Here is a 20,074-nt window from a genome sequence, read left to right on the forward strand (position 1 = left end):
AAGCCGGCGGGCGGATCGGCATGTGCGGCGGGGCCGTGCCTTTCCGCGGGGAACAGAGGGGGCAGGGCCATGCCGGAACAGCGGGGGCCGGAACAGCGAGGGCCGGAACAGCGCGGAGCGAGCACGCCATGGGTGGCCGGGAGCGGCGGCGCCTCGCTGCGCAACGCCTTCCGCAACCTCGCCGACGCGATTCCGCAACTGGCCTGGATCGCCACGCCCGATGGCGACATCCACTGGTACAATCGCCGCTGGTACGAATACACCGGCCGCAGCTTCGCTGAGATGCGCGGCCAGGGCTGGCGCGCGCTGCACCACCCGGACCACCTGGACCGCGTGGTCGCGCGTTTCCAGGCCGCGCTGGAAAGCGGCGAGGAATGGGAGGACACCTTCCCGCTGCGCCGGCACGACGGCACCTATCGCTGGTTCCTGTCCCGCGCCCTGCCGCTGCGCGACGCGGGCGGACGGATCATCCAGTGGAGCGGCACCAACACCGACGTGACCGAACATCGCGACGCCCTGGACAGGCTGCGGCGGAGCGAGGAGCGTTTCCGCACGCTGATGGATGCCTCCTCCGCCATCATCTGGACCACCCCGGGCTCCGGCGAGTTCGAGGCGCCGCAGCCGCGCTGGATGCAGTTCACCGGCCAGTCCTGGGAGGAGCATCGCGGCTGGGGCTGGCTGGAGGCCATCCATCCCGAGGACCGCGGCCGCACCGCGGAGATCTGGGGCCATGCCAAGGAAACGCGCGGCCTCTATGCCATGGAGCACCGGGTCCGCCGCTGGGACGGCACCTGGCGCCACATGGAGGTGCGCGCGGCCCCGGTGCTGGCGCGCGACGGGTCGTTGCGGGAATGGGTGGGCTCGCACACCGATATCACCGACCGCAAGCGGGCGGAGGAGGAGCTGGAGCAGGCGCGCGACGCGGCCGAGGCCGCCAACCGCGCCAAGAGCCAGTTCATCGCCAACATGAGCCACGAGCTGCGCACGCCTCTGTCCGCCGTGATCGGCTACAGCGAGATGCTGGCGGAGGAGGTGGAGGATCTGGGCGAAGCGCATCTCCTGGCCGACCTGCGCAAGATCGAAAGCAATGCCCGGCACCTGCTGGGCCTGATCAACGACGTGCTGGACCTGTCGAAGATCGAGGCCGGGCGCATGACCGTCTCGGTCGGGAGCTTCGATGTCGCCGCCCTGCTCACGGAGACGGCGGAGGCGGTGCGGCCGCTGGTGGCGCGGCGGGGCAACACGCTGTCGCTGCGGCTGGAGGAGCCGCTCGGCGCGATGGAGTCGGACCAGACCAAGATCCGCCAGTGCCTGCTGAACCTGCTGGGCAACGCCGCCAAGTTCACCGGGGAGGGCCGGATCACCCTGTCCGCGCGGCGCGAGGCGGCGGAAGGGCGCGACTGGCTGGTCTTCCAGGTCGGCGATACCGGCATCGGCATGAGCGCGGAGCAGCTTTCCCGGCTCTTCCAGCGCTTCACCCAGGCCGACGAATCCACCACGCGGCAGTTCGGCGGCACCGGCCTCGGCCTTTCCATCACCCGCGCCTTCTGCCGGGAGCTGGGCGGCGAGGTGAGCGCCGAGAGCACCGCCGGGGAAGGCTCGGTCTTCACCATGCGTCTGCCGGCCCGCTTCCAGGCGGCGGCACAGGCCGAGGCCGAGATGGCGGAGGCGCCCCCGGCGGGACAGGAGGGGCGCATCGTGCTGGTGGTGGATGACGACCCCGCCGCGCGGGAGCTGATGACGCGCTTCCTGGAGCGGGAAGGCTTCCAGGTGCGCTGCGCGGGCGACGGGCGCTCCGGCCTGGCCCTGGCGCGGGCGCTGAAGCCGCGCGCCGTGCTGCTGGATGTCGAGATGCCGCAGATGGACGGCTGGTCGGTGCTGCATGCCATCCGCAGCGACCCGTCGCTGTCCGGCGTGCCGGTGGTGATGGCCTCCGTGGTGAACGAGAAGGGGCTTGGCCATGCGCTGGGCGCCACCGACTACCTGACCAAGCCCATCGCCTGGGAACGGCTGCGCCGGGTCATGGAACGCTTCCGCCCCCCGGCGGTGGAGGGCGGCGAGGTGCTGATCGTGGACGACGATGCCGGGGCGCGGGGCATGCTCCGCACCATGCTGCAACGCGACGGCTGGCGCGTGGCCGAGGCCGGCGACGGCCGCGAGGGGCTGGAGCTGGCGGCCCGCTCCCTGCCCTCCCTCGTGCTGCTGGACCTGATGATGCCGGGGATGGACGGCTTCGGCTTCCTGGAAGGGCTGCGCCGCCGGCCGGAGGGGGCGGAGGTGCCGGTGATCGTGCTGACCGCCAAGGACGTGACGCCGGAGGAGCGCGCCTGGCTCGGCCACCGGGCGGAGCGGCTGATCCTGAAGGGCAGTGTCAGCCTGAACGAGCTGGCGCATGAGGTGCGGGATCTGGTGCCCGCGCCGGAGGAGAACGGCCGGGAGCGGCCGCCACCGGGTGCGGGGGGCCCCGCATGACGCGCATCCTGCTGGTCGAGGACCACGAGGAGATCTGGGATTTCCTGTCGCGCCGGCTGCGCCGCCGTGGCCATGAGGTCCTGCTGGCCATGGACGGGGAGGCGGCGGTGGAGATGGCGCGGCGGGAATGCCCCGACATCGTGCTGCTCGACATGAACCTGCCGGTGATGGATGGCTGGACCGCCGCGGGGCTGATCAAGGCGGGGACGCCGCCGGGCGGCGCCATCCCGATCATCGCCCTGACCGCCCACGCCATGGCCGGGGACCGGGAAAGGACGCTGGCGGCGGGCTGCGACGACTATCACCCCAAGCCGGTGGATTTCACTCGCCTGCTGCAGCAGATCGAGGCCCTGACGGGTGCGCCAGGGACCAGGTGACAGGATCAGGGGACAGGTGATGGGGTCCGGGTAACGGGGCTGTCTTCCTGCCAGGACCGCGCGCCGGCGATGGTGCCGGCCTTTCCGGGGGCCGGCATGGCCGGAAGCGGTGTTCCTTCCGCAGCTCCGGCGGCCGGTCCGCCGCCTCTGGCCGGGCGGCGGACCAAGGGCCTGGCGGCGCATCCGGCGGGGTAGCTCGTCGGGGAGCCGGTCCGGGCGTGTTCAGAGGCCGGCCAGCCAGGACCGTGCCAGGGACAGGTCCATCTGTGACAGGCCGTGCCCCGCCGGCAGGGGATGATACGTGACCTCGGCCCCCGCCTGGCGCAGCCGCGCCGCCAGCCCCTCGCTGTTCGCGGCGGGCACGATGGGATCGGCCGTGCCGGACAGCAGCAGGACCGGTGTGCCGGCCAGCCCCGGCGGCGGGACCGGCTCCTCCTCCCGGAAGGGCTGCATGGCCCGCAGCAGCACCGCGCCCCGCAACAGGCCCGGATGGCGCAGGAGCAGCGCCGCGGCGATGTTGGCGCCGTTGGAAAAGCCCAGGGCCACCGGTGCCTCCAGCCCGTAGGCCTCCCGCGCACCACGGATGAAGGCGGCGAGTTCGTCGGTGCGATGGCGCAGGTCCGCCTCGTCGAAGACGCCCTCCGCCAGCCGCCGGAAGAAGCGCGGCATGCCGTTCTCCAGCACCTGCCCGCGCGGCGAGAGCAGGGCGGAACCCGGCGCCGCCGCCTCGCCCAGCGGCAGCAGGTCGTCCTCGTCGCCGCCGGTGCCGTGCAGCAGCAGAAGCGGCGGACGGCCCGGCCGCGTGGCCGGCCGGAACCGGTGGCGGAAGCCCAGCCGGGCGTCGTGGCCCGTCCTGGTATCGGTCTCGGTGCTGCTCATGCGGCTGTCTCCTTTCGTGTCACTCTCCTGCCGGGGGCGGCACGCCCCCGGCAGGAGCGCACCGCCAGGGGTCAGGCCAAAGCGGGCAGCGCGGCCTCGATCGCCGCCCGGTGCGGCCGCAGGAAGGCCGGCAGTTGCAAGCCCGCGCCCAGGGCCTCCGGTGGCTCGTCCACCGCGAAGCCGGGGATGTCGGTCGCGATCTCGAAGAGCACGCCGCCCGGCTCGCGGAAGTAGACGGACCGGAAGTAGTCGCGGTCCTTCTGCTCCGTGGTTCGGATGCCGTGGTTCTCCGTGAGCCGCCGCGCCATCTCCATCTCCGCCGCGTCGTCGGCGGCGCGGAAGGCCAGGTGATGCACCGAGCCGCGCCCGAGCCGCGCCGGCAGGAAGCCGCCGACGCCCTGCAGGTCCACGATCCCGCCCAGCGCCGTGCCTTCGGCGCGGTAGCGCACGGTGTCGCCCTCGCGCCCCGCCTCGGCGAAGCCGAAGACGTCGGCGAGGATGGCACCCGTTGCCTCGGTGCGGTCCAGCATCAGCCGCACGCTGTGGAAGCCGCGGATCGCCACCTCGGCCGGGATCCCGTCGGCACTCCAGGCGGCCTCGGCTTCGATGCCGGGCAGTCCCACCAGAGCGAGGCGCATGCCGTCCGGATCGCGGAAGCGCAGCAGCGTCTCGCCGAAGGCCTCCGCGCGCTCCACGCCATGCGGCGTCAGGCGCTGCGTCCAGTAGCCGATCGCGCCCTGCGGCACGCGGAACACCGTCTCCTGCAGCTCACCGATCCCGGCGCGGCCGGGGGCGGCGTTCTCCCAGGGGAAGAAGGTCAGGATGGTGCCAGGGCTGCCGGCCTCGTCGCCGTAGTAGAAATGGTAGGCGCCAGGGTCGTCGAAGTTCACCGTCTTCTTCACCAGCCGCAGCCCGAGGGTGCGCGTGTAGAAGTCGAGGTTCCGCTGCGCCTTGCCGGCGATGGCGGTCACATGATGGATGCCGTTGCGGGCCATGGAAGTTCCTCCAGGCGGGTTTCACTGTCGGTCCTGCATATGGGCAATGGTCGCATCCATTCCACCGGAAACGGATTGCACCAACGCAATGCGAACCGTGCGATAAGGCACGCCCCTTCCGGTGGGCCGTACGGGATGCGAGGCTGCGGCGCATCGTGACCGATGCTCCCCGCTCCACCCCTGCCCTCGCCTGGGACGACTTCCGGCTGATCCAGGCGGTGGCGGAAACGCGGGCGTTGCCGGCGGCGGCGGCGCGGCTCGGGGTAGCGCATTCCACCGTCTTCCGCCGCCTGCGGCAGATCGAGGAGATGCTGGGCTATCCGCTCTTCGAGCGGCACCGGGGCGGCTATGCCCCGACGGCGGCGGGGGAGGAGATGGCCGCCCTGGCCGGGCGGGTGGAGGAGGACATCACCACCGTCACCCGCCGCCTCGCCGGGCAGGCGCCGGGCCCCGCCGGCGAGGTGCGCCTGGCCACCAGCGACAGCCTGCTGGCCGACCTGCTGATGCCGATGCTGGCGCGCTTCCGCGCCGCCTGCCCCGATGTGCGGCTGGACCTCGTCACCGGCAATGCCGCCGCCAACCTGTCGCGCCGGGATGCCGATGTCGCGCTGCGGGCGGGCGATTCGCCGCCGGACACGCTGGTCGGGCGCCGCGTGGCGCGGATCGCCTGGGCGCTCTACGAGGCCGCCGCCACGGCGCCCGTTCCGGAGGCCGATCCGATGGGACGGGACTGGGTCTGCCTCGGCGACAACCTCGCCGCGCTGAAGGTGACGCGCTTCGCCCGGGAACGCGTGCCGGCGGCCCGGCTGGCGGCGCGGTTCGACGGGGTGCTGGCCCTGGCCGATGCCGTCGAATCGGGGCTGGGGATCGGGCACCTGCCCTGTTTCGTGGGGGATGGCCGGCCGGGCCTGCGCCGCCTGGCACCACCGGAGCCGGATTTCGCCGCCGATCTCTGGCTGCTCACCCATCCGGACCTGCGGCACCTGCCGCGCATCCGCGCCGTGACGGATTTCCTGGCCGACGCCATCGCGGCGCGGCGTGCGATCATCGAGGGGGAGGCGGGCCGGGGCGCCACGGCATTTGGCCGTGGCGATGCCGGGCGGGTATGAAGGGATTCGCAGGAGCGTCCCCTTGGCCGACACGACGAGCGAATTGACGGAGCCACATTTCCGCCGGAACGATCCGGAGCGCACGAAGCGGGAGATCATGGAGGCGGCGCGCGAGGAATTCGCGCGGCACGGGCTGACGGGCGCGCGGGTGGATGCCATCGCGGCGCGCACCAAGACCGCCAAGCGGATGATCTACTACTATTTCGGCAGCAAGGAGGGGCTCTACCTCGCCGTGCTGGAAGCCGCCTATGACGACATCCGCTCGGTGGAGCGGGAGCTGCGGCTGGAGGCACTGGCGCCGGAACAGGCGATCCGCCGGATGGTGGAGTTCACCTTCGACTACCAGTGGGACCATGCGGACTTCACCCGCCTCGTCACCATCGAGAACATCCATCACGGCCAGTACCTGCGCCAGTCCCGCAGCGCCCGCGGCCTGAACGTCACGATCATCGACGCGCTGCGCTCCATCCTGGAGCGGGGGCGGCGCGAAGGGCTGTTCCGCGGGGATGTCGATGCCATCGACGTGCATCTCTTCATCAGCGGCTTCTGCTTCTTCCGCTCCGCCAACCGTCACACGATCGAGGTCCTGTTCGGCAAGGATCTGGGCGAGGAGGCGCTGCGGACGCGGCACCGGGAGATGCTGGTGCAGGGCGTGCTGGGCATGCTGCGGCCCCCCGGAGCCGGGGATGGAGATGGGGCCGGTGCGGAGGGCGGCGGCTCCACGCCATGAGGCGGCGGAGCGGCATGGAAACCGGCCCGGCCCGGAAACCCATCACAAGCCAGGGAGCTTCTTCGGCATGATCTTTCGCCCGCCCGCCCCGCGAAACCTCAGCCCCTCCGTTCCTGGCCCCTTCCCTTCCCGGCCGCCGGTGAGCCCGCCGTGCTGCCGCTGATCCTGCTGATCGCCCTGGCCGGGGCCTGCCTGGCCGCGCCCGTGTCGCGCCTGCTCGGCCGCGCCGGCGGCTGGGGGCTGGCGCTGCTGCCGGCGGGGCTCTTCGGGATGTTCCTGAGCTTCGCGCCGTTGATCGCCGGGGGCGGCGTGGCGGAGACACGGCTGCCCTGGGCGCCGTCGCTGGGGGTGGAGCTGGCCTTCCGGCTGGACGGCTTCTCCTTCCTTTTCGCGCTGCTGATCACCGGCATCGGCACGCTGGTGGTGATCTATGCCGGGGCCTACATGGCAGAGAAGTCGCCAGGCGACCGGGCGCGCTTCTTCACCCTGATCCTGCTCTTCATGACCGCCATGCTGGGGGCGGTGCTGTCGGACAACCTGCTGGTCTTCTTCATGTTCTGGGAGGCGACCAGCATCCTGTCCTTCCTGCTGGTGGGCTTCGACGGCAAGAGCCCGGCCTCGCGCCGCTCGGCGCTGCAATCGCTGCAGGTGACGGTGGGCGGCGGGCTGGGGCTGCTCTGCGCCATCGTGCTGATCGGGATCACCCTGGGCAGCTTCAGCTTCTCGGGGGCCAGCGACCGGGCGGAGGAGCTGGCACGAAGCCCCTGGGTCGCCCTGATCGTGGTTGGGCTGCTGCTCGGCGGCTTCACCAAGTCGGCGCAGTTCCCCTTCCATTTCTGGCTGCCCAACGCGATGCAGGCGCCGACCCCGGCCTCGGCCTATCTGCATTCGGCCACGATGGTGAAGCTGGGCATCTATCTGCTGGCGCGGTTCGAGGGGTTCTTCGCCGAGGTGCCGGGCGGGCGCAGCATCCTGATCGGCTTCGCCGCGGCGACCATGCTGGTGGCGGGGGTGCAGGCGCTGCGGGCACAGGGGTTCAAGGCGGCGCTGGCCTATTCCACCGTCGCCTCGCTGGGCATCCTGGTGATGCTGATCGGGCTGGACGGGCCGATGGCCAGCGTGGCGACCGTGGGCTTCATCCTGGCGCACGCGCTCTACAAGGCGGCGCTGTTCTTCTGCGCGGGCAATGCCATCCACGCCACCGGCAAGTCGCATCTGCGGCAGATGGGCGGGCTGGTGCGCTTCCTGCCGCTGACGGCGGTGGCGGCCAGCCTGGCCAGCCTTTCCATGGCCGGGCTGCCGCCCTTCATCGGCTTCATCTCCAAGGAGTTCCTGTTCGAGGCACAGATCCAGAGCTCCTGGGACGCCGTGCCGGTGGCCATCGCGGTGCTGGTGAACGCGGTGATGGTGGGCGTGGCCGGGGTGGTCTCGCTGCGGCCCTTCTTCCTCGGGCACGGCAAGATCACCGAGGTCAAGCATGGCGAGACGGTCGGGCTGACGCTGGGGCCGCTGCTGCTGTCGCTGCTCGGCCTCGCCATCAGCCTGGAGCCCGAATGGATGCGCGACAACGTGCTGAACCCGGCGGTGCTGGCGATCTACGGCCAGCCGGTCGAGGTGAAGGTCGAGCTCTGGCACGGGCTGACGCCGATGCTGATGCTGAGCCTGGTGGTGGTGGCGATCGGTGCCGTGATCGTCACCTTCTGGCGGTCGATCCACACCTGGCTGCTGGCGCTGCAGCCCATCGACCACTATGCCGCCGAGATCGGCTACGACGCCCTGATGCGCGGGCTGGTCGGCTTCGCCGGGTGGCTCACCCGCTTCGTGCAGAACGGCGACCTGCGGCGCTATCTCTGGCTGGCGGCGGCCTCGGCCATGGGGCTCTGCCTCTTCGGCGCGGTGCGGGCGGGCACGGTGCCGCGCTGGCCGGAATTCGGTCGCTTCGACCCGGCCACCGCCGCCATCCTGCTGGTCGGGCTGGCCGGGGGCTTTGCCGCTGCCCGCGCGCGCTCCCTGCTGTCCGCCCTGGTGGCGGTGGGACTGGTGGGGCTGGCGGTGGCGCTGGTCTTCCTGCGCAACGGCGCGCCGGACCTGGCGCTGACGCAGTTCTCGGTGGAGGCGCTGATCGTCGTGCTGCTGACCGCCGTGCTGCTGGTGTTGCCGCTCGCGGCCCCGGCGACGCGCAACCGGGCGGAGCGGCAGCACGACATCCTGCTGTCCTGCTGCTTCGCCGCGTTGGTCTTCCTGGCGACCGCCGACATGCTGGCCGGGCCGGCGGAGGGCACGGTCTCCGCCTTCTACGGCGCGCAGAGCTATGTCGCCGCCTTCGGCCAGAACGTGGTCAACGTGATCCTGGTGGATTTCCGCGGCTTCGACACGCTGGGCGAGACGGTGGTGATCGGCATGTCGGCGCTGATGGTGTGGTCGCTGCTGAAGGCCGATCCCGCCCCGGCGCGGGACAGGCCGGCCGCCTTCATCCTGGCCGCCACCAGCCGCGCCTTCTTCGCGTTGCTGCTGGTGGCGGCGGTGATGATCCTGCTGCGCGGGCACAACCAGCCCGGCGGCGGCTTCGTCGGCGGGCTGGTGGCGGCGCTCGCCTTCGCGATGCTCGCCCTGGCAGGCGGCGTGGAGCGGGCGCGGGCGGCGCTGCGGCTGCATCCGATGGTGCTGGTCGGGCTGGGGATGGGCCTGGCGGTGCTGAGCGGCGTGCCGGGCCTGCTCGCCCATGGCAGCTACCTGAAGCACATCTGGGTCGAGGCCCATCTCCTCGGCCTGACCATCAAGCAGGGCACGACGCTGCTTTTCGACCTGGGCGTCTTCTCCGTGGTGCTGGGCGGGGTGCTGGCCTACCTGTTCGGGCTACAGCGGGAGGCCGAGCGATGAACCTGCTGACCGCCTTCGTGGCCGCCGCCCTGGCCGGGTGCGGCCTCTACATGGCGCTGTCGCGTAACCTGGCGCGGCTGGCCCTGGGACTGGCGCTGCTGTCCACCGCGGTGAACCTCGTGCTGTTCATGACCGGGCGGCTGCGCTCGGACCAGCCGCCGCTGATCCCCGATGGCGCGCGGGTGCTGGGGCTGTCCGCCGATCCCCTGCCCCAGGCGCTGGTGCTGACCGCCATCGTGATCGGCTTCGCCCTGACCGTGGTGCTGATGTCGCTGGTGCTGCGCGCTTGGCGGGGCGAGGGCACGATCAACGCCGCCCGGATCACCGCCGCCGAGCCGCCTTTCCCCGAGGATGAGGAGGAGGATGCCGATGCGCGCTGACCTCGTTCCCGGCATCCTCCTGCTCTGGCCGGTGGTGGGCACGCTGCTGGCCGCGGCGCTCTGCGCCGTGCTGCGCCGCCGCCCGGACTGGCAGCGCGCCACGATGGAGACCGCCACCGGGCTGATGCTCGCCGCCTCGCTCGGCCTGCTGGCCGAGGTGTCGCAGAACGGGCCGCTCACGATCGGCTTCGGCGGCTGGCCACGCTCCTTCGGGGTGAGCTTCACCGCCGACCGGCTGGGGGCGATGCTGTCCGTCTTCACCGGCATCGTCGGGCTGACGGTGGCCATCTATGCCCGGGCGGATATCGGGCCGCGCCGCCGCGCCGCCGGCTTCGACGCGCTGTTCCTGGCCATGCTGGCGGCGGTGAACGGCGCCTTCCTGACGGGCGACCTCTTCAACCTCTATGTCTGGTTCGAGCTGATGCTGGTGACGGCGCTGGGCCTTACCGTGCTCGACCGGCGGCGGGCGCAGATCGACGGGGCGATCCGCTATGCCGCGTTGAGCATGCTGGGCGCGGCCTTCATGCTGCTCGGCATCGCGCTGCTGTTCGGCGAGGCGGGGACACTGAACATGGCCGACCTGTCCCGCGCCCTGAACGGCCGGGCGCCGAGCCTGGCGCTGGTGGCCTCGGCCTTCCTGCTGCTGTCCGGCTTCGGGCTGAAGGCGGGGCTCTTTCCCTTCTTCTCCTGGCTGCCGGCGGCCTATCCCACCGCGCCGATGACGGTGCTGGCGGGCATGGCGGGGCTGCTGACCAAGGTCGGCTTCTATGCCTGCCTGCGCGTGCTGGTGCTGGTCTTCGGCCTGGGGACGGCGCCGGTCATCCCGGGCCTCGCGCCCATGCTGGGCCTGCTGGCGGCGGCGACCATGGCGCTGGGCGTGCTGGGCGCCATGGCGCAGGAGGACACGCGGCGGATCCTCGCCTTCCAGATCGTCGCCTCGATCGGCACGATGATGATGGGGCTGGCGCTGGCCAGCCTGGCGGGGCTCGCCGCCGCCATCCTCTACATGCTGCATTCCATCCTGGTGACGACGAGCCTGTTCTTCGCCGCCGGGGCCATCGCCCGCGCCAATGGCAGCACCGACCTGAACCGCTGCGGCGGGCTGATGAAGCGGCAGCCGATGCTGGCCGTGTATTTCGCCGTCCCGGCCCTGTCGCTGGCCGGGATTCCGCCCTTCTCCGGCTTCTGGGGCAAGTTCGTGCTGGCGCAGGCGGGCTTCCTGTCGGGCGGCGCCGCGCTGGCGCTGATCCTGCTCGCGACCGGCTTCATCACCGTCTATTCCATGAGCCAGATCTGGGTGGAGGCCTTCTGGAAGGCGCCCGGCAGCGGCCGCGCACCGCGCCGCGTGCCGCCCGCCATGCTGGCGGCCATGGGCATCCTCGCCTTCCTGATCCTCGCCATGGGAATCGGGGTGGAGCCGCTCAGCGCCTTCGCGCGCGAGGCGGCCCAGGGGATGTTGCCCGGGATGCTGCCCGGGATGTTGCCGGCGGGAGGCGGGGCATGAGCCTGTCGCGCCTCCCCCTGCGCTTCTGGGCGCTGCTCTGCCTGATCGTCACCTTCCTGTGGGACCTGCTGGCCTCCTCCCTGTCCGTGGCGCGCATCGTGCTGTCGCCCTATGCGCAGCCGCTGCCGGCCATCGTGGTGGTGCCGGTGGAGGCGCGCACGCGCTGGGGCGTGGCGCTCTTCGCCTATTGCGTCTCGCTGACGCCGGGCTCCACCTGCCTGCACGTCTCGGACGACCTGCGGCGCTTCTACGTGCATGTGCTGGATGCGCGGACGGACGAGGAGGTCATCGCGCAGTTCAAGCGCCTCTACGAGCGCTGGATCCTGATGCTGGAAGGAAGCCGATGAGCATGGACGGGATCGAGACCCTGGCCGGGCTGCTGGCCTTCGTCCTGGTGCTGCCGCTGGGCCTCGCCGCCTATCGCATGATCGCGGGGCCGGGCTTCGCCGACCGTTTCGTGGCGCTGGACATGCTCACCGCCGTCGCCGTGGCCTTCGCCGCCATGACAGCGTTGGCGACGGGGCGCAGCGCCTTCCTCGATGTCGGGCTGGTGATCGCGCTGGTGAACTTCGTCGCCACCTGCGCCTTCGCCGCCTTCCTGGAACGCAAGGGAAGCCAGCGATGATCGCCGCCAGCCTGATGATCCTGGGCACCGCCTTCCTCTGCATCGCCGCGATCGGCGTGGTGCGTCTGCCCGATGCCTTCCAGCGCATGCATGCGGGCACCAAGGCGGGCACGCTGGGCACCATGCTGGTGCTGGTCGGTGCCCTGCTGGCAGGCGACGCCGTGAAGCTGCCGACCGGCGTGCTGACGATCCTCTTCCTGCTGCTCACCCTGCCGGTCGCGGCGCAGCTCCTCGGCCGGGCCGCCTACATGTCCGGCGCGACGCTGCGCGGGCTGAAGGGCGAGGACCCGCTGGCGGAGGTGCTGGAACGGCAGAAGGCGCCGCTGGAGGAACGGCTGCGCGGCTGACCGGGCCGCGGGCCCGCGGCCCACGGCCCCGGCGTTGCGCTGCCCCACCCTCCGGAGGAGCCGTCAGAGCAGGGGGTGGCGCAGCGAGGGCAGGCGGCGGAACCAGCTTTCCCATTCGTCGGCCGGCAGGGGGCGGCCCAGGTAGAAGCCCTGCGCCTCGTCGCAGCCTTCCTGGCGCAGTCGGTCGAGGATCTCCGGATTCTCCACCCCTTCCGCCACCGTGGTGACGCCCAGGCCGCGGGCGAGGCCGATGATGGCGCGCACGATGGCGGCGTCCTCGCGCTTCTGCGGCAGGTTCTGGATGAAGGAACGGTCGATCTTGATCCGGTTGACCCGGAAGTGGCGCAGGTAGTCCAGGCAGGAGAAGCCGGTGCCGAAATCGTCCAGCGCGACGCTGACGCCATCGCGGCGGAGCGCATCGAGGGTCTGGGCGGTGCTGGCGCTGCGGTCCATCACCACGCCCTCGGTCAGCTCCAGCTCCAGCCGCGACGGGTCGATGCCGGCGGCCTGGGTGGCCTGCATCACCAGGCGATGCACGTCCTGCCGGCGGAACTGGTTGGGCGAGACGTTGATCGCGACGCGCAGCGGCGGCAGGCCCTGCGCCTCCCAGCGCCGGATCTGGGTGCAGGTCTCGTTCAGCACCCATTCGGTCAGCAGCACGATCAGCCCGCCATCCTCCGCGGCGCTGAGGAAGTCGGCGGGCGAGCAGAGGCCATGGCCGGGGCGGTTCCAGCGCAGCAGGGCCTCCAGCCCGATCACCTGCCCCGAATGCAGGTTCACCTGGGGCTGGTAGTGCAGGACGAACTGGCCGCCGGCGATGCCTTCCCGGATCCCCGCCTCCAGCGACTGCGCCTGTTCCAGCCGCAGCCGCAGGTCCGGGCGGAAGAAGCGGTAGCCGTGGCGCCCCTCGGCCTTCGCCTGGTACATGGCGAGGTCGGCGTTCTTCAGCAGCTCGTCGATGTTGGAGGAATCGCGGCCGCAGACGGTGATGCCGATGCTGGCGCTGATGTTGACCTGATGCCCCCTCACCTGGATCGGCGCCGCCAGGACCTGGCCCACCGAATCCGCCAGCGCCGCGGCCTCCCGCGGATCGGAGATGCCTTCCTGCAGGATGGCGAACTCGTCGCCGCCAAGGCGGGCCACCGTGTCATGCTCTCCCACATGCGTGCGCAGGATGCGGGCGACGGTGATCAGGAGCTGGTCGCCGAAATCGTGGCCGAGCGAGTCGTTCACGTTCTTGAAGCGGTCGAGGTCGAGGAAGTGCAGCGCGCAGAAGCGGCCGGAGCGCGCCGCGCGCTCGATCCCTTCCTCGATCCGCTGTGCCAGCAGGGAGCGGTTGGGCAGGTCGGTCAGGGCATCGTGGCGGGCCAGGTGGTGCAGGTGCCGCTGCGCGCTCTTCTGGTCGGTGATGTCGAGGGAGGTGGTGAGCACGTTCACCACCTCCCCGATGCTGTTGCGCAGCGGCGACTTGGTGGTGAGCTGGGTGCGCAGCACGCCGTCCCGGTCGATGAAGTTCTCCTCGTAGCTCGGCAGCGGCGCGCCGCGCTCGAAGACCAGGCGGTCGAACAGAACGTCGCGCTCGATCTGGTCGCGCGCCGTCAGCTCCTTCATCGGCAGCCCGACGCACTGCTCCACGCCGCGGCCGACATGGCGCGCATAGGCGGCATTGGCGAAGCGGCAATAGCCTTCCGGGTCGGCGGTGTGGACCAGCACGGGCATCGTGTCGATGACCTGGGCCAGCAGGTCGGCCCGCTGCGGCGCCCTCCCCGGGGCCCTGACGGCCCCCTGGATCTGGTCGTTGGCCGGGGGCGGCGGGAAGGGGTGGCGCGCGGCGTCCAGCAGGTCGCGGACCTGGTTCTGGAACTCGGCGTGCTTGATCGGCGTCTGCAGGAAGCCGGTCGCCCCGGCCTCCAGCGCCCGGATGCGGAAATTCGGGTCGTCATAAGCGGTGATGACAAGGATAGGCGTCGCGGCACAGCCGGCGATGGCACGCACGGACCGGGTGAAGTCGGCCCCGTCCATGCCGGGCATGCGATAATCGGTGATGATCAGATCGGGGCGGTGGTGCGCGATCCAGGCCAGGGCAGCATTGGGGTCGGCGAAAGCCTCCGCCGTCGTGTCCCGCGTGACCGACTTGGCCAACATTGTAAAAACTTGCCGATTCGTATTCTGATCATCGACAATCGCAATGACTGGCATCGGCCAAATACATCCACATCTGGACCTCAATCCAGATCGACCCGAGTGACGTGTATCGTGCTGGATGCTTTTGTTTCATAGTGAAAAACTGCAATGAACTCAACTTAAAATTGCCGTGTTCACCACCCCGGCACGAAAGGCAGCGGGACGTCGCCTGATGGACATCCTGTGGCTGTCGCACCCGCGATGTCCATGGCCCGGGTCATATCAGGACCGGATTCATGGCGGGTTTTTCGTTCCATCCGCCCGTTTCTCACGGCACGGAAAGGTCCGTGACAGAGGCGGAAGCCGCTGTCCCCGCCGGATGGCAGGCCTCAGCCCGCCGAGGCATCCCCGGAATCGCCAAAGGCCATCCAGCCGCCATCGACGCTCAGGACCGTCCCGGTGACATAGGAGGCGGCCGGCGAGCAGAGGAACCAGGCGGCCTCGGCCAGTTCCTCCGGCTCGGCCAGGCGGCCCATGGGGATGCGGCGGCGGATGCGCGCCCCGTCGAGCCGCCCCTCGGCCTCCAACTTCGCGACCAGGGCGGTGCGGACATAGCCGGGGACGATGGCGTTGACCCGGATGCCCTGCCCCGCCCATTCGCAGGCCATGCCGCGCGTCATGGCGACGATGCCCGCCTTGGCCGCGCCATAGGCATTGCGGCGGGGCAGGCCGGTCAGACCGGCGATGGAGGCGAGGTTCAGGATGGCGCCGCCGCCCGATTCCGCCATTGCCCGCGCCGCCTCGCGGGAAGCGGTGAAGGTGCCCCTCAGATGCACCGCCAGGATACGGTCGAAGGTCGCGGCATCCTGCTCCAGGGTCGGGCGCTGCGGGTCGCCGATGCCGGCATTGTTCACCAGCATGTCCAGCCGCCCGAAATGTTCCAGCGTGCCGCCGACCATGCGGACCACCGCTGCCTCCTCGGCGACATCGGCGGCCAGGGCGAGATGCTCGCGGCCGAGCTCCCAGGCGCGTTCCCGGACCCGCTCTTCCGCCAGATCGGCCAGGGCGACGCGGCAGCCGGCGGCGGCGAAGCGGCGGGCGATGGCCCAGCCGATGCCATCCGCCGCACCGGTGACCAGGGCGACGGGCTTGCGGTCGGCGCTCATGCCGGCCGGGCCTCGCCCGGCTTCTCGAAGCCCGGGCGGGGGATCAGGTTCATGATGCCGCGGGTGAAGCCGCCATCGACCACGATCTCGTCGCCGCTGACATAGGCGGCGCGGTCACTGGCCAGGAAGAGCACGGCATCGCGGATATCCTCCGGCTGGCCGATCCGCCCCACCGGCACCACGGCATTGCGCCGCTCCGTCACGCCCGGCGTGTCGTAGAATCCCTGGCTGAGCGGCGTCACCACCATGCCGGGGCTGACCACGTTGCTGCGGATGCCGGCGGGGCCCCATTCGGTGGCGATCTGCCGCGACAGCATCACCGCCCCGGCCTTGCTGACGCTGTAGGCGCCGCTGAAGCCCTGGGCATGGCCGGCGGCGATGGAGGCGACATGCACCAGCGCGCCGCGCCCCGCCCGCCGCATCTGCGCCCCGAAGGCCTGGGAGCAGAGGAAGTAGCCGGTCAGGTTCACCGCGAGCAGCGCGTTCCAGGCGGCCAGCGTCAGGTCCTCCAGCGGGCCGGGGCGCAGCAGGGCGGCGTTGTTCACCAGCACATGGGCGGGGCCGAAGGCCTCCTCGCCGGCGCGCGCCGCGCCGGTCACGCTCTCCGGGTCCGAGACGTCGCAGGCCAGGGCCAGCGGCGCGGCGCCAAGCGGGGCGCCCAGGGCACGGGCCGCCGAGAGGGTGCCCGCCATGGCCTCCGCCGTGCGGTCCAGCAGCACCAGCCGCGCGCCCGCCGCGGCGAAGCCCAGGGCGATGGCGCGGCCCAGGCCGCCGCCCGCGCCGGTCACCACGCAGGTCCGGCCTTCCAGGCCGAGCCAGCTCATCTGCGTCATGGCAGCGTGTTCCTCAACCGGCCAGGGAGGGCATGTTGGCGCGCAGGATCAGCCGGTTCTCCTGCGCCACGATCAGGTCGGCCGAGGCCTTGAGATAGGCGGGCCAGTCGGGGTCCCGGTCGCGCTCGGCATGGCGGCGCTGGAACTCGCCCATGTCGTCGAAGCCCCAGAGATGCACCACCTGGTTCAGCGGCCCGACGGCGCTGGTGAAGATGCCCAGCGGCCGGCCCAGGTAGCGGAGCTGCACCGGCATGGCGAGGCGGTCGAAGACCTCCAGGAACTCGCCCATGCGGCGCAGGCGGATGGTGTAGGTGCGCAGATCGACCAGCGGCTTGCTGTCCGTCATGGGCGGGCTCCTTCTCGTGCTTCAGCTACGGGTGATGGGGCAGCCGCCATCGGCGATGGGGCGGAAGGCCTCCTCCGCGCCGACGGTGGAGACCAGCTTGTAGATGTCGCCCACCTGCCGGCTTTCCTCGGGCGGCTTCACCTGGAAGAGATAGGCCGGGTGGATCTTGCGCCCGTCGGCGCGGATGCTGCCGGGGCCGAAGGCGTCGTCGTCGGTGGGCAGGCGCTTCATCATCGCCACGGTCTCGCGGCCGGAGGCCTTGGCCTTCTCGACGCCAAGTTCCTTCACCGCCTTGAGGTAGTGCAGCAGGCCGGAATAGTCCCCCGCCTGGCTCATGTTCGGGAAGGTGCCGGCGGGCAGCTTCGGCCGGATACGCTCCATGAAGGCGCGGGTGCGGTCGTTCAGGTCCCAGTAGAAGGTCTCGGTGAGCGTCAGCCCCTTGGCCACCGGCAGCCCCATGCCGAGCACGTCGGTGACGTAGCCGACCATCGCCGCCATGCGCACGCCGCCGCGCGACAGGCCGAATTCCTGCGCCTGCTTCAGGCAGTTGATCAGGTCCGTGCCGGAATTGGCGAAGGCGATGACATTGGCGCCGCTGCGCCGCGCCTGCAGCAGGAAGGAGGTGAAGTCCGTGGTGCTGCCATAGGGATAGCGCACGGAGCCCAGCACCTTGCCGCCCGCGCCCTCGACGAAGCGCGTCGCATCCGCCTGCGCGGCATGGCCGAAGGCATAGTCGGCGGTGACGAAGAACCACTTGTCGCCGCCGGTCTTCACCAGGCTGGTGGCGGTGGAATGCGCCAGGCACCAGGAATCCCAGGACCAGTGCAGCGTGTTGGCGGAACAGGCCTTGCCGGTCAGGTCGGAACTGCCGGCGGAGGTGACGATGGAGACCTTGTCGCGCGCCTCCACCAGATCCTTGGCGCCCAGCGCCACGGAGCTGTTGCCGACATTGGTCAGCACGTCCACGCCACCCTGGTCGAACCACTGGCGGATGATGGAAAGGCCGATATCGGCCTTGTTCTGGTGGTCGGCCACCAGAAGCTCGACGCGGATCCCCGGGTTCTGCGCGGTGAACTCGTCGATCGCCTGCTGCGCGCAGGCGACGCTGGTGGGGCCCTCCACGTCGCGATAGACGCCCGACATGTCGGTGATGTGGCCGACCCGGATCGTGCTGGCCGCCTGCGCGCGGGATGGCCCCGCCGCCAGCATGGCGGCCGCCGCGAGGCCGGAGGCCAGGATGTCACGCCTGTTCCACTGCATCTTGTCCGTTTCCCTGTTCTTGTCGTGGTTGTCGTTGCTGCCTCCGGCGCCGCTCAGTGCACGGCGCCGGCCGTTTCCCGCCCCGGGCGGGCAGCCTCCGCCGGTGCCACGTCGCGCCCCGCCAGGTGGTGGCCCAGCACGTAGCCGAAGGTCAGGTGCGGCCCGAGGGTGATGCCCGCGCCGGGATAGTTGCCGCCCATGATGCTGGCCGCGTCGTTGCCCAGCGCGTAGAGGCCGGGGACCGGCCGCCCTTCCTCGCCCAGCACGCGGCAGGCGGCATCGGTGCGGATGCCGTTGAAGGTGCCGAGGTCGCCGACATACAGCTTCACCGCGTAGAAGGGGCCGCGCTTCACCGGCGCCACGTTCGGGTTCGGCTTGTGCGCGGGATCGCCGAGGAAGCGGTTGAAGGCCGTGCTGCCGCGGTGGAATTCCGGGTCCTCGCCACGCTCGGCGGCGGTGTTGTAGCGGCGCACCGTTTCCTCCAGCCCGGCCGCGTCGATGCCGGCCTTGTGCGCCAGTTCGGCGAGCGTCGCGCCCTTCAGGAGATAGCCGCTGCGCGTGTAGAGGGAGAGCGGCATCGGCGCCGGCTTGGCGAAGCCCAGCCCGTACTTGCGGATCGTGGCATGGTCGGCGATCAGCCATGCCGCGGTCTCGCGCTCGCCCTCGCAGGTGCGCTGCATGGCGGCGCCGACATCGTGGTAGCTGTTGGACTCGTTGCAGAAGCGCTGTCCGTGGCGGTTCACCGCGATGATGCCGGGCTTGTAGCGGTCCACCAGATGCGGGAAGACGCCGGTCCTGCCGCCGCCGAGCGGCACCTTGGAGACGGGAATCCAGGCGGCGGCCTCGGGATAGTCGGTGACCATCCCGGCGCCCACCGTCCCGGCCAGGCGCGCGCCGTCGCCGGTATTGCCCGGCGGCGCGGGCGAGACATGCTCGCCGCCGCGCTTCACATGGCGGAACTCCTCCCCGGTGCGTTCCGGGTTGCGCGGATAGCCGCCCGCGGCCAGCACCACGCCGCGCCGCGCCAGCACGCGCACCGGCCCTTCCGCGCCCTGCACCACCGCGCCGGTGACGCGCCCGCCCTCGCGCAGCAGCTCGCGCGCCGGGCTGTCCGTCCAGATCGGGATGCCGAGGTCGAGCGCCGACTTCGCCAGACGGGCCGCCAGCGCGTTGCCGGCGGTGAGCTGCACGCCGCGGCGATGGGTGGCGAGGTCCTTGAAGTGGCTGGCGAGCCGCTTCGCCACATAGGCGGCGGAAACGGGCGAACGCGTGACGTTGAAGAAGTGCTTCAGGTCCGCGTTCGAGGAGTTGAACATCATGCCGAGGAAGGTAATCGTGCGCAGCGGCGGCCGCAGACGGGCCAGTTCCTTGCCGAGGCGGCGCGCGTCATAGGGCGCGGCCACCACGGAGCGGCCCACCGCCACGCCGCCCTCCACATCGGGGTGGTAGTCTGGATAGTCGGTGGCGACGAAGCGGACCTCAGTGTCCTCGCCGAAGAACTCGATCATGCGCGGCCCGTTCTCCAGGAAGACCTCGGCCTTCTCCGCGTCGAAACGGTTGCCCGCCTCGTGGCGCAGATAGGTACGCGCTGCCTCCTTCGTGTCCGCGATGCCGCGCGCCTTCGCCTGCGGGTTGCCGGGGATCCAGAGCACGCCGCCGGAGAAGGCCATGGTGCCGCCGAAGAAAGGCTCCTTCTCCACCACCAGCACGTCGAGGCCGAGCTTGCGCGCCGTGACGGCGGTGGAAAGCCCGCCGGCACCGGCGCCGATCACCAGGACGTCGCATTCGACGCTGCGCTGCGGGGAGGAGGTTTCGCGGGAAGAGGACATGGCAAGGGCGTTCCTGGCCTTGGGCCACGCGGGGCGGCCGTGCAGGGGCGATCACCGGTCCCACCACATCGCGGGATGGGCGGAAGGGCGGCGGGCGGAAAGGGGTGCCGGGCAGGACGGGCCGGAAGAGACGGCTCCGCGTCGTGGGGCGGGGGCTTCTAGCCGGGTGGGCCGGGGGGCATGGCGTTCGTTCCTCCTGAACCGCGCCTTCGTCCTGG

18 protein-coding genes are annotated in these 20,074 nt (G+C 71.2%); 10 read left to right on the plus strand and 8 right to left on the minus strand.

The features are described 5' to 3' along the window. Positions 1-69 precede the first annotated feature (69 nt). Positions 70-2,472 carry a hybrid sensor histidine kinase/response regulator gene (locus RGI145_RS18330; RefSeq protein WP_075799503.1) on the plus strand — a complete coding sequence of 801 codons (2,403 nt, stop codon included), beginning with the start codon at positions 70-72 and terminating at the stop codon, positions 2,470-2,472. Beyond that, the gene (locus RGI145_RS18335) at positions 2,469-2,849 is read left to right on the plus strand and encodes a response regulator (RefSeq protein ID WP_075799504.1); all 381 of its coding nucleotides are present in this window, start codon (positions 2,469-2,471) and stop codon (positions 2,847-2,849) included. The genes RGI145_RS18330 and RGI145_RS18335 overlap by 4 nt, the downstream gene beginning before the upstream one ends. Positions 2,850-3,071: 222 nt before the next feature. Here RGI145_RS18335 and RGI145_RS18340 read toward each other — a convergent pair whose 3' ends face one another. Together RGI145_RS18340 and RGI145_RS18345 are read right to left on the minus strand one after the other, a co-directional pair. Then, positions 3,072-3,728: an alpha/beta hydrolase gene (locus RGI145_RS18340; protein WP_075799505.1), complete on the minus strand. Its 657-nt coding sequence runs from the start codon at positions 3,726-3,728 to the stop codon at positions 3,072-3,074. A gap of 71 nt (positions 3,729-3,799) precedes the next feature. Then, complete coding sequence (locus tag RGI145_RS18345; RefSeq protein ID WP_075799506.1) at positions 3,800-4,723, minus strand: ring-cleaving dioxygenase; 924 nt, start codon at positions 4,721-4,723, stop codon at positions 3,800-3,802. Between the two features lie 155 nt (positions 4,724-4,878). Between RGI145_RS18345 and RGI145_RS18350 the strand changes: the two genes are divergently transcribed. The 8 genes from RGI145_RS18350 (at position 4,879) to mnhG (ending at position 12,298) form a co-directional block, all read left to right on the plus strand. Then, positions 4,879-5,832: a LysR family transcriptional regulator gene (locus RGI145_RS18350; protein ID WP_075799507.1), complete on the plus strand. Its 954-nt coding sequence runs from the start codon at positions 4,879-4,881 to the stop codon at positions 5,830-5,832. A gap of 22 nt (positions 5,833-5,854) precedes the next feature. Further along, the gene (locus RGI145_RS18355; protein WP_075799508.1) at positions 5,855-6,562 is read left to right on the plus strand and encodes a TetR/AcrR family transcriptional regulator; all 708 of its coding nucleotides are present in this window, start codon (positions 5,855-5,857) and stop codon (positions 6,560-6,562) included. Positions 6,563-6,712: 150 nt separating this feature from the next. Further along, positions 6,713-9,442: a hydrogen gas-evolving membrane-bound hydrogenase subunit E gene (gene mbhE / locus RGI145_RS18360; RefSeq protein ID WP_075799509.1), complete on the plus strand. Its 2,730-nt coding sequence runs from the start codon at positions 6,713-6,715 to the stop codon at positions 9,440-9,442. Next, entirely contained in the window at positions 9,439-9,822 is a 384-nt protein-coding gene (locus RGI145_RS18365; protein WP_075799510.1) for a sodium:proton antiporter, read from the plus strand. Before mbhE ends, RGI145_RS18365 begins: the two co-directional genes overlap by 4 nt. Further along, the gene (locus RGI145_RS18370) at positions 9,812-11,326 is read left to right on the plus strand and encodes a proton-conducting transporter transmembrane domain-containing protein (protein ID WP_075800190.1); all 1,515 of its coding nucleotides are present in this window, start codon (positions 9,812-9,814) and stop codon (positions 11,324-11,326) included. Before RGI145_RS18365 ends, RGI145_RS18370 begins: the two co-directional genes overlap by 11 nt. Then, entirely contained in the window at positions 11,323-11,673 is a 351-nt protein-coding gene (locus tag RGI145_RS18375; protein ID WP_075799511.1) for a Na+/H+ antiporter subunit E, read from the plus strand. The genes RGI145_RS18370 and RGI145_RS18375 overlap by 4 nt, the downstream gene beginning before the upstream one ends. Next, complete coding sequence (locus tag RGI145_RS18380) at positions 11,670-11,951, plus strand: MrpF/PhaF family protein (protein ID WP_019461397.1); 282 nt, start codon at positions 11,670-11,672, stop codon at positions 11,949-11,951. Before RGI145_RS18375 ends, RGI145_RS18380 begins: the two co-directional genes overlap by 4 nt. After that, positions 11,948-12,298 carry a monovalent cation/H(+) antiporter subunit G gene (gene mnhG / locus RGI145_RS18385; protein WP_075799512.1) on the plus strand — a complete coding sequence of 117 codons (351 nt, stop codon included), beginning with the start codon at positions 11,948-11,950 and terminating at the stop codon, positions 12,296-12,298. Before RGI145_RS18380 ends, mnhG begins: the two co-directional genes overlap by 4 nt. Positions 12,299-12,361: 63 nt before the next feature. Here the strand turns inward: mnhG and RGI145_RS18390 are convergent, their stop codons facing one another. The 6 genes from RGI145_RS18390 to RGI145_RS18415 all read right to left on the minus strand — a co-directional run bounded on the left by RGI145_RS18390 (position 12,362) and on the right by RGI145_RS18415 (position 19,856). Next, positions 12,362-14,443, minus strand: coding sequence for a putative bifunctional diguanylate cyclase/phosphodiesterase (locus RGI145_RS18390; protein WP_237183128.1), 2,082 nt, complete (start codon positions 14,441-14,443; stop codon positions 12,362-12,364). Between the two features lie 368 nt (positions 14,444-14,811). Next, positions 14,812-15,588: a glucose 1-dehydrogenase gene (locus RGI145_RS18395; RefSeq protein WP_075799514.1), complete on the minus strand. Its 777-nt coding sequence runs from the start codon at positions 15,586-15,588 to the stop codon at positions 14,812-14,814. Beyond that, a complete protein-coding gene (locus tag RGI145_RS18400) occupies positions 15,585-16,421 on the minus strand; it encodes an SDR family NAD(P)-dependent oxidoreductase (protein WP_075799515.1) in 837 nt (278 codons plus the stop codon). Before RGI145_RS18400 ends, RGI145_RS18395 begins: the two co-directional genes overlap by 4 nt. 13 nt (positions 16,422-16,434) lie before the next feature. Further along, the gene (locus RGI145_RS18405) at positions 16,435-16,767 is read right to left on the minus strand and encodes an NIPSNAP family protein (protein WP_075799516.1); all 333 of its coding nucleotides are present in this window, start codon (positions 16,765-16,767) and stop codon (positions 16,435-16,437) included. Positions 16,768-16,788: 21 nt separating this feature from the next. Then, positions 16,789-18,027: an ABC transporter substrate-binding protein gene (locus tag RGI145_RS18410; RefSeq protein ID WP_075799517.1), complete on the minus strand. Its 1,239-nt coding sequence runs from the start codon at positions 18,025-18,027 to the stop codon at positions 16,789-16,791. 53 nt (positions 18,028-18,080) lie between these two features. Further along, positions 18,081-19,856, minus strand: coding sequence for an FAD-dependent oxidoreductase (locus RGI145_RS18415; RefSeq protein WP_075799518.1), 1,776 nt, complete (start codon positions 19,854-19,856; stop codon positions 18,081-18,083). Positions 19,857-20,074 lie beyond the last annotated feature (218 nt).

This window comes from Roseomonas gilardii, assembly GCF_001941945.1.
Taxonomy (GTDB): Bacteria; Pseudomonadota; Alphaproteobacteria; order Acetobacterales; family Acetobacteraceae; genus Roseomonas.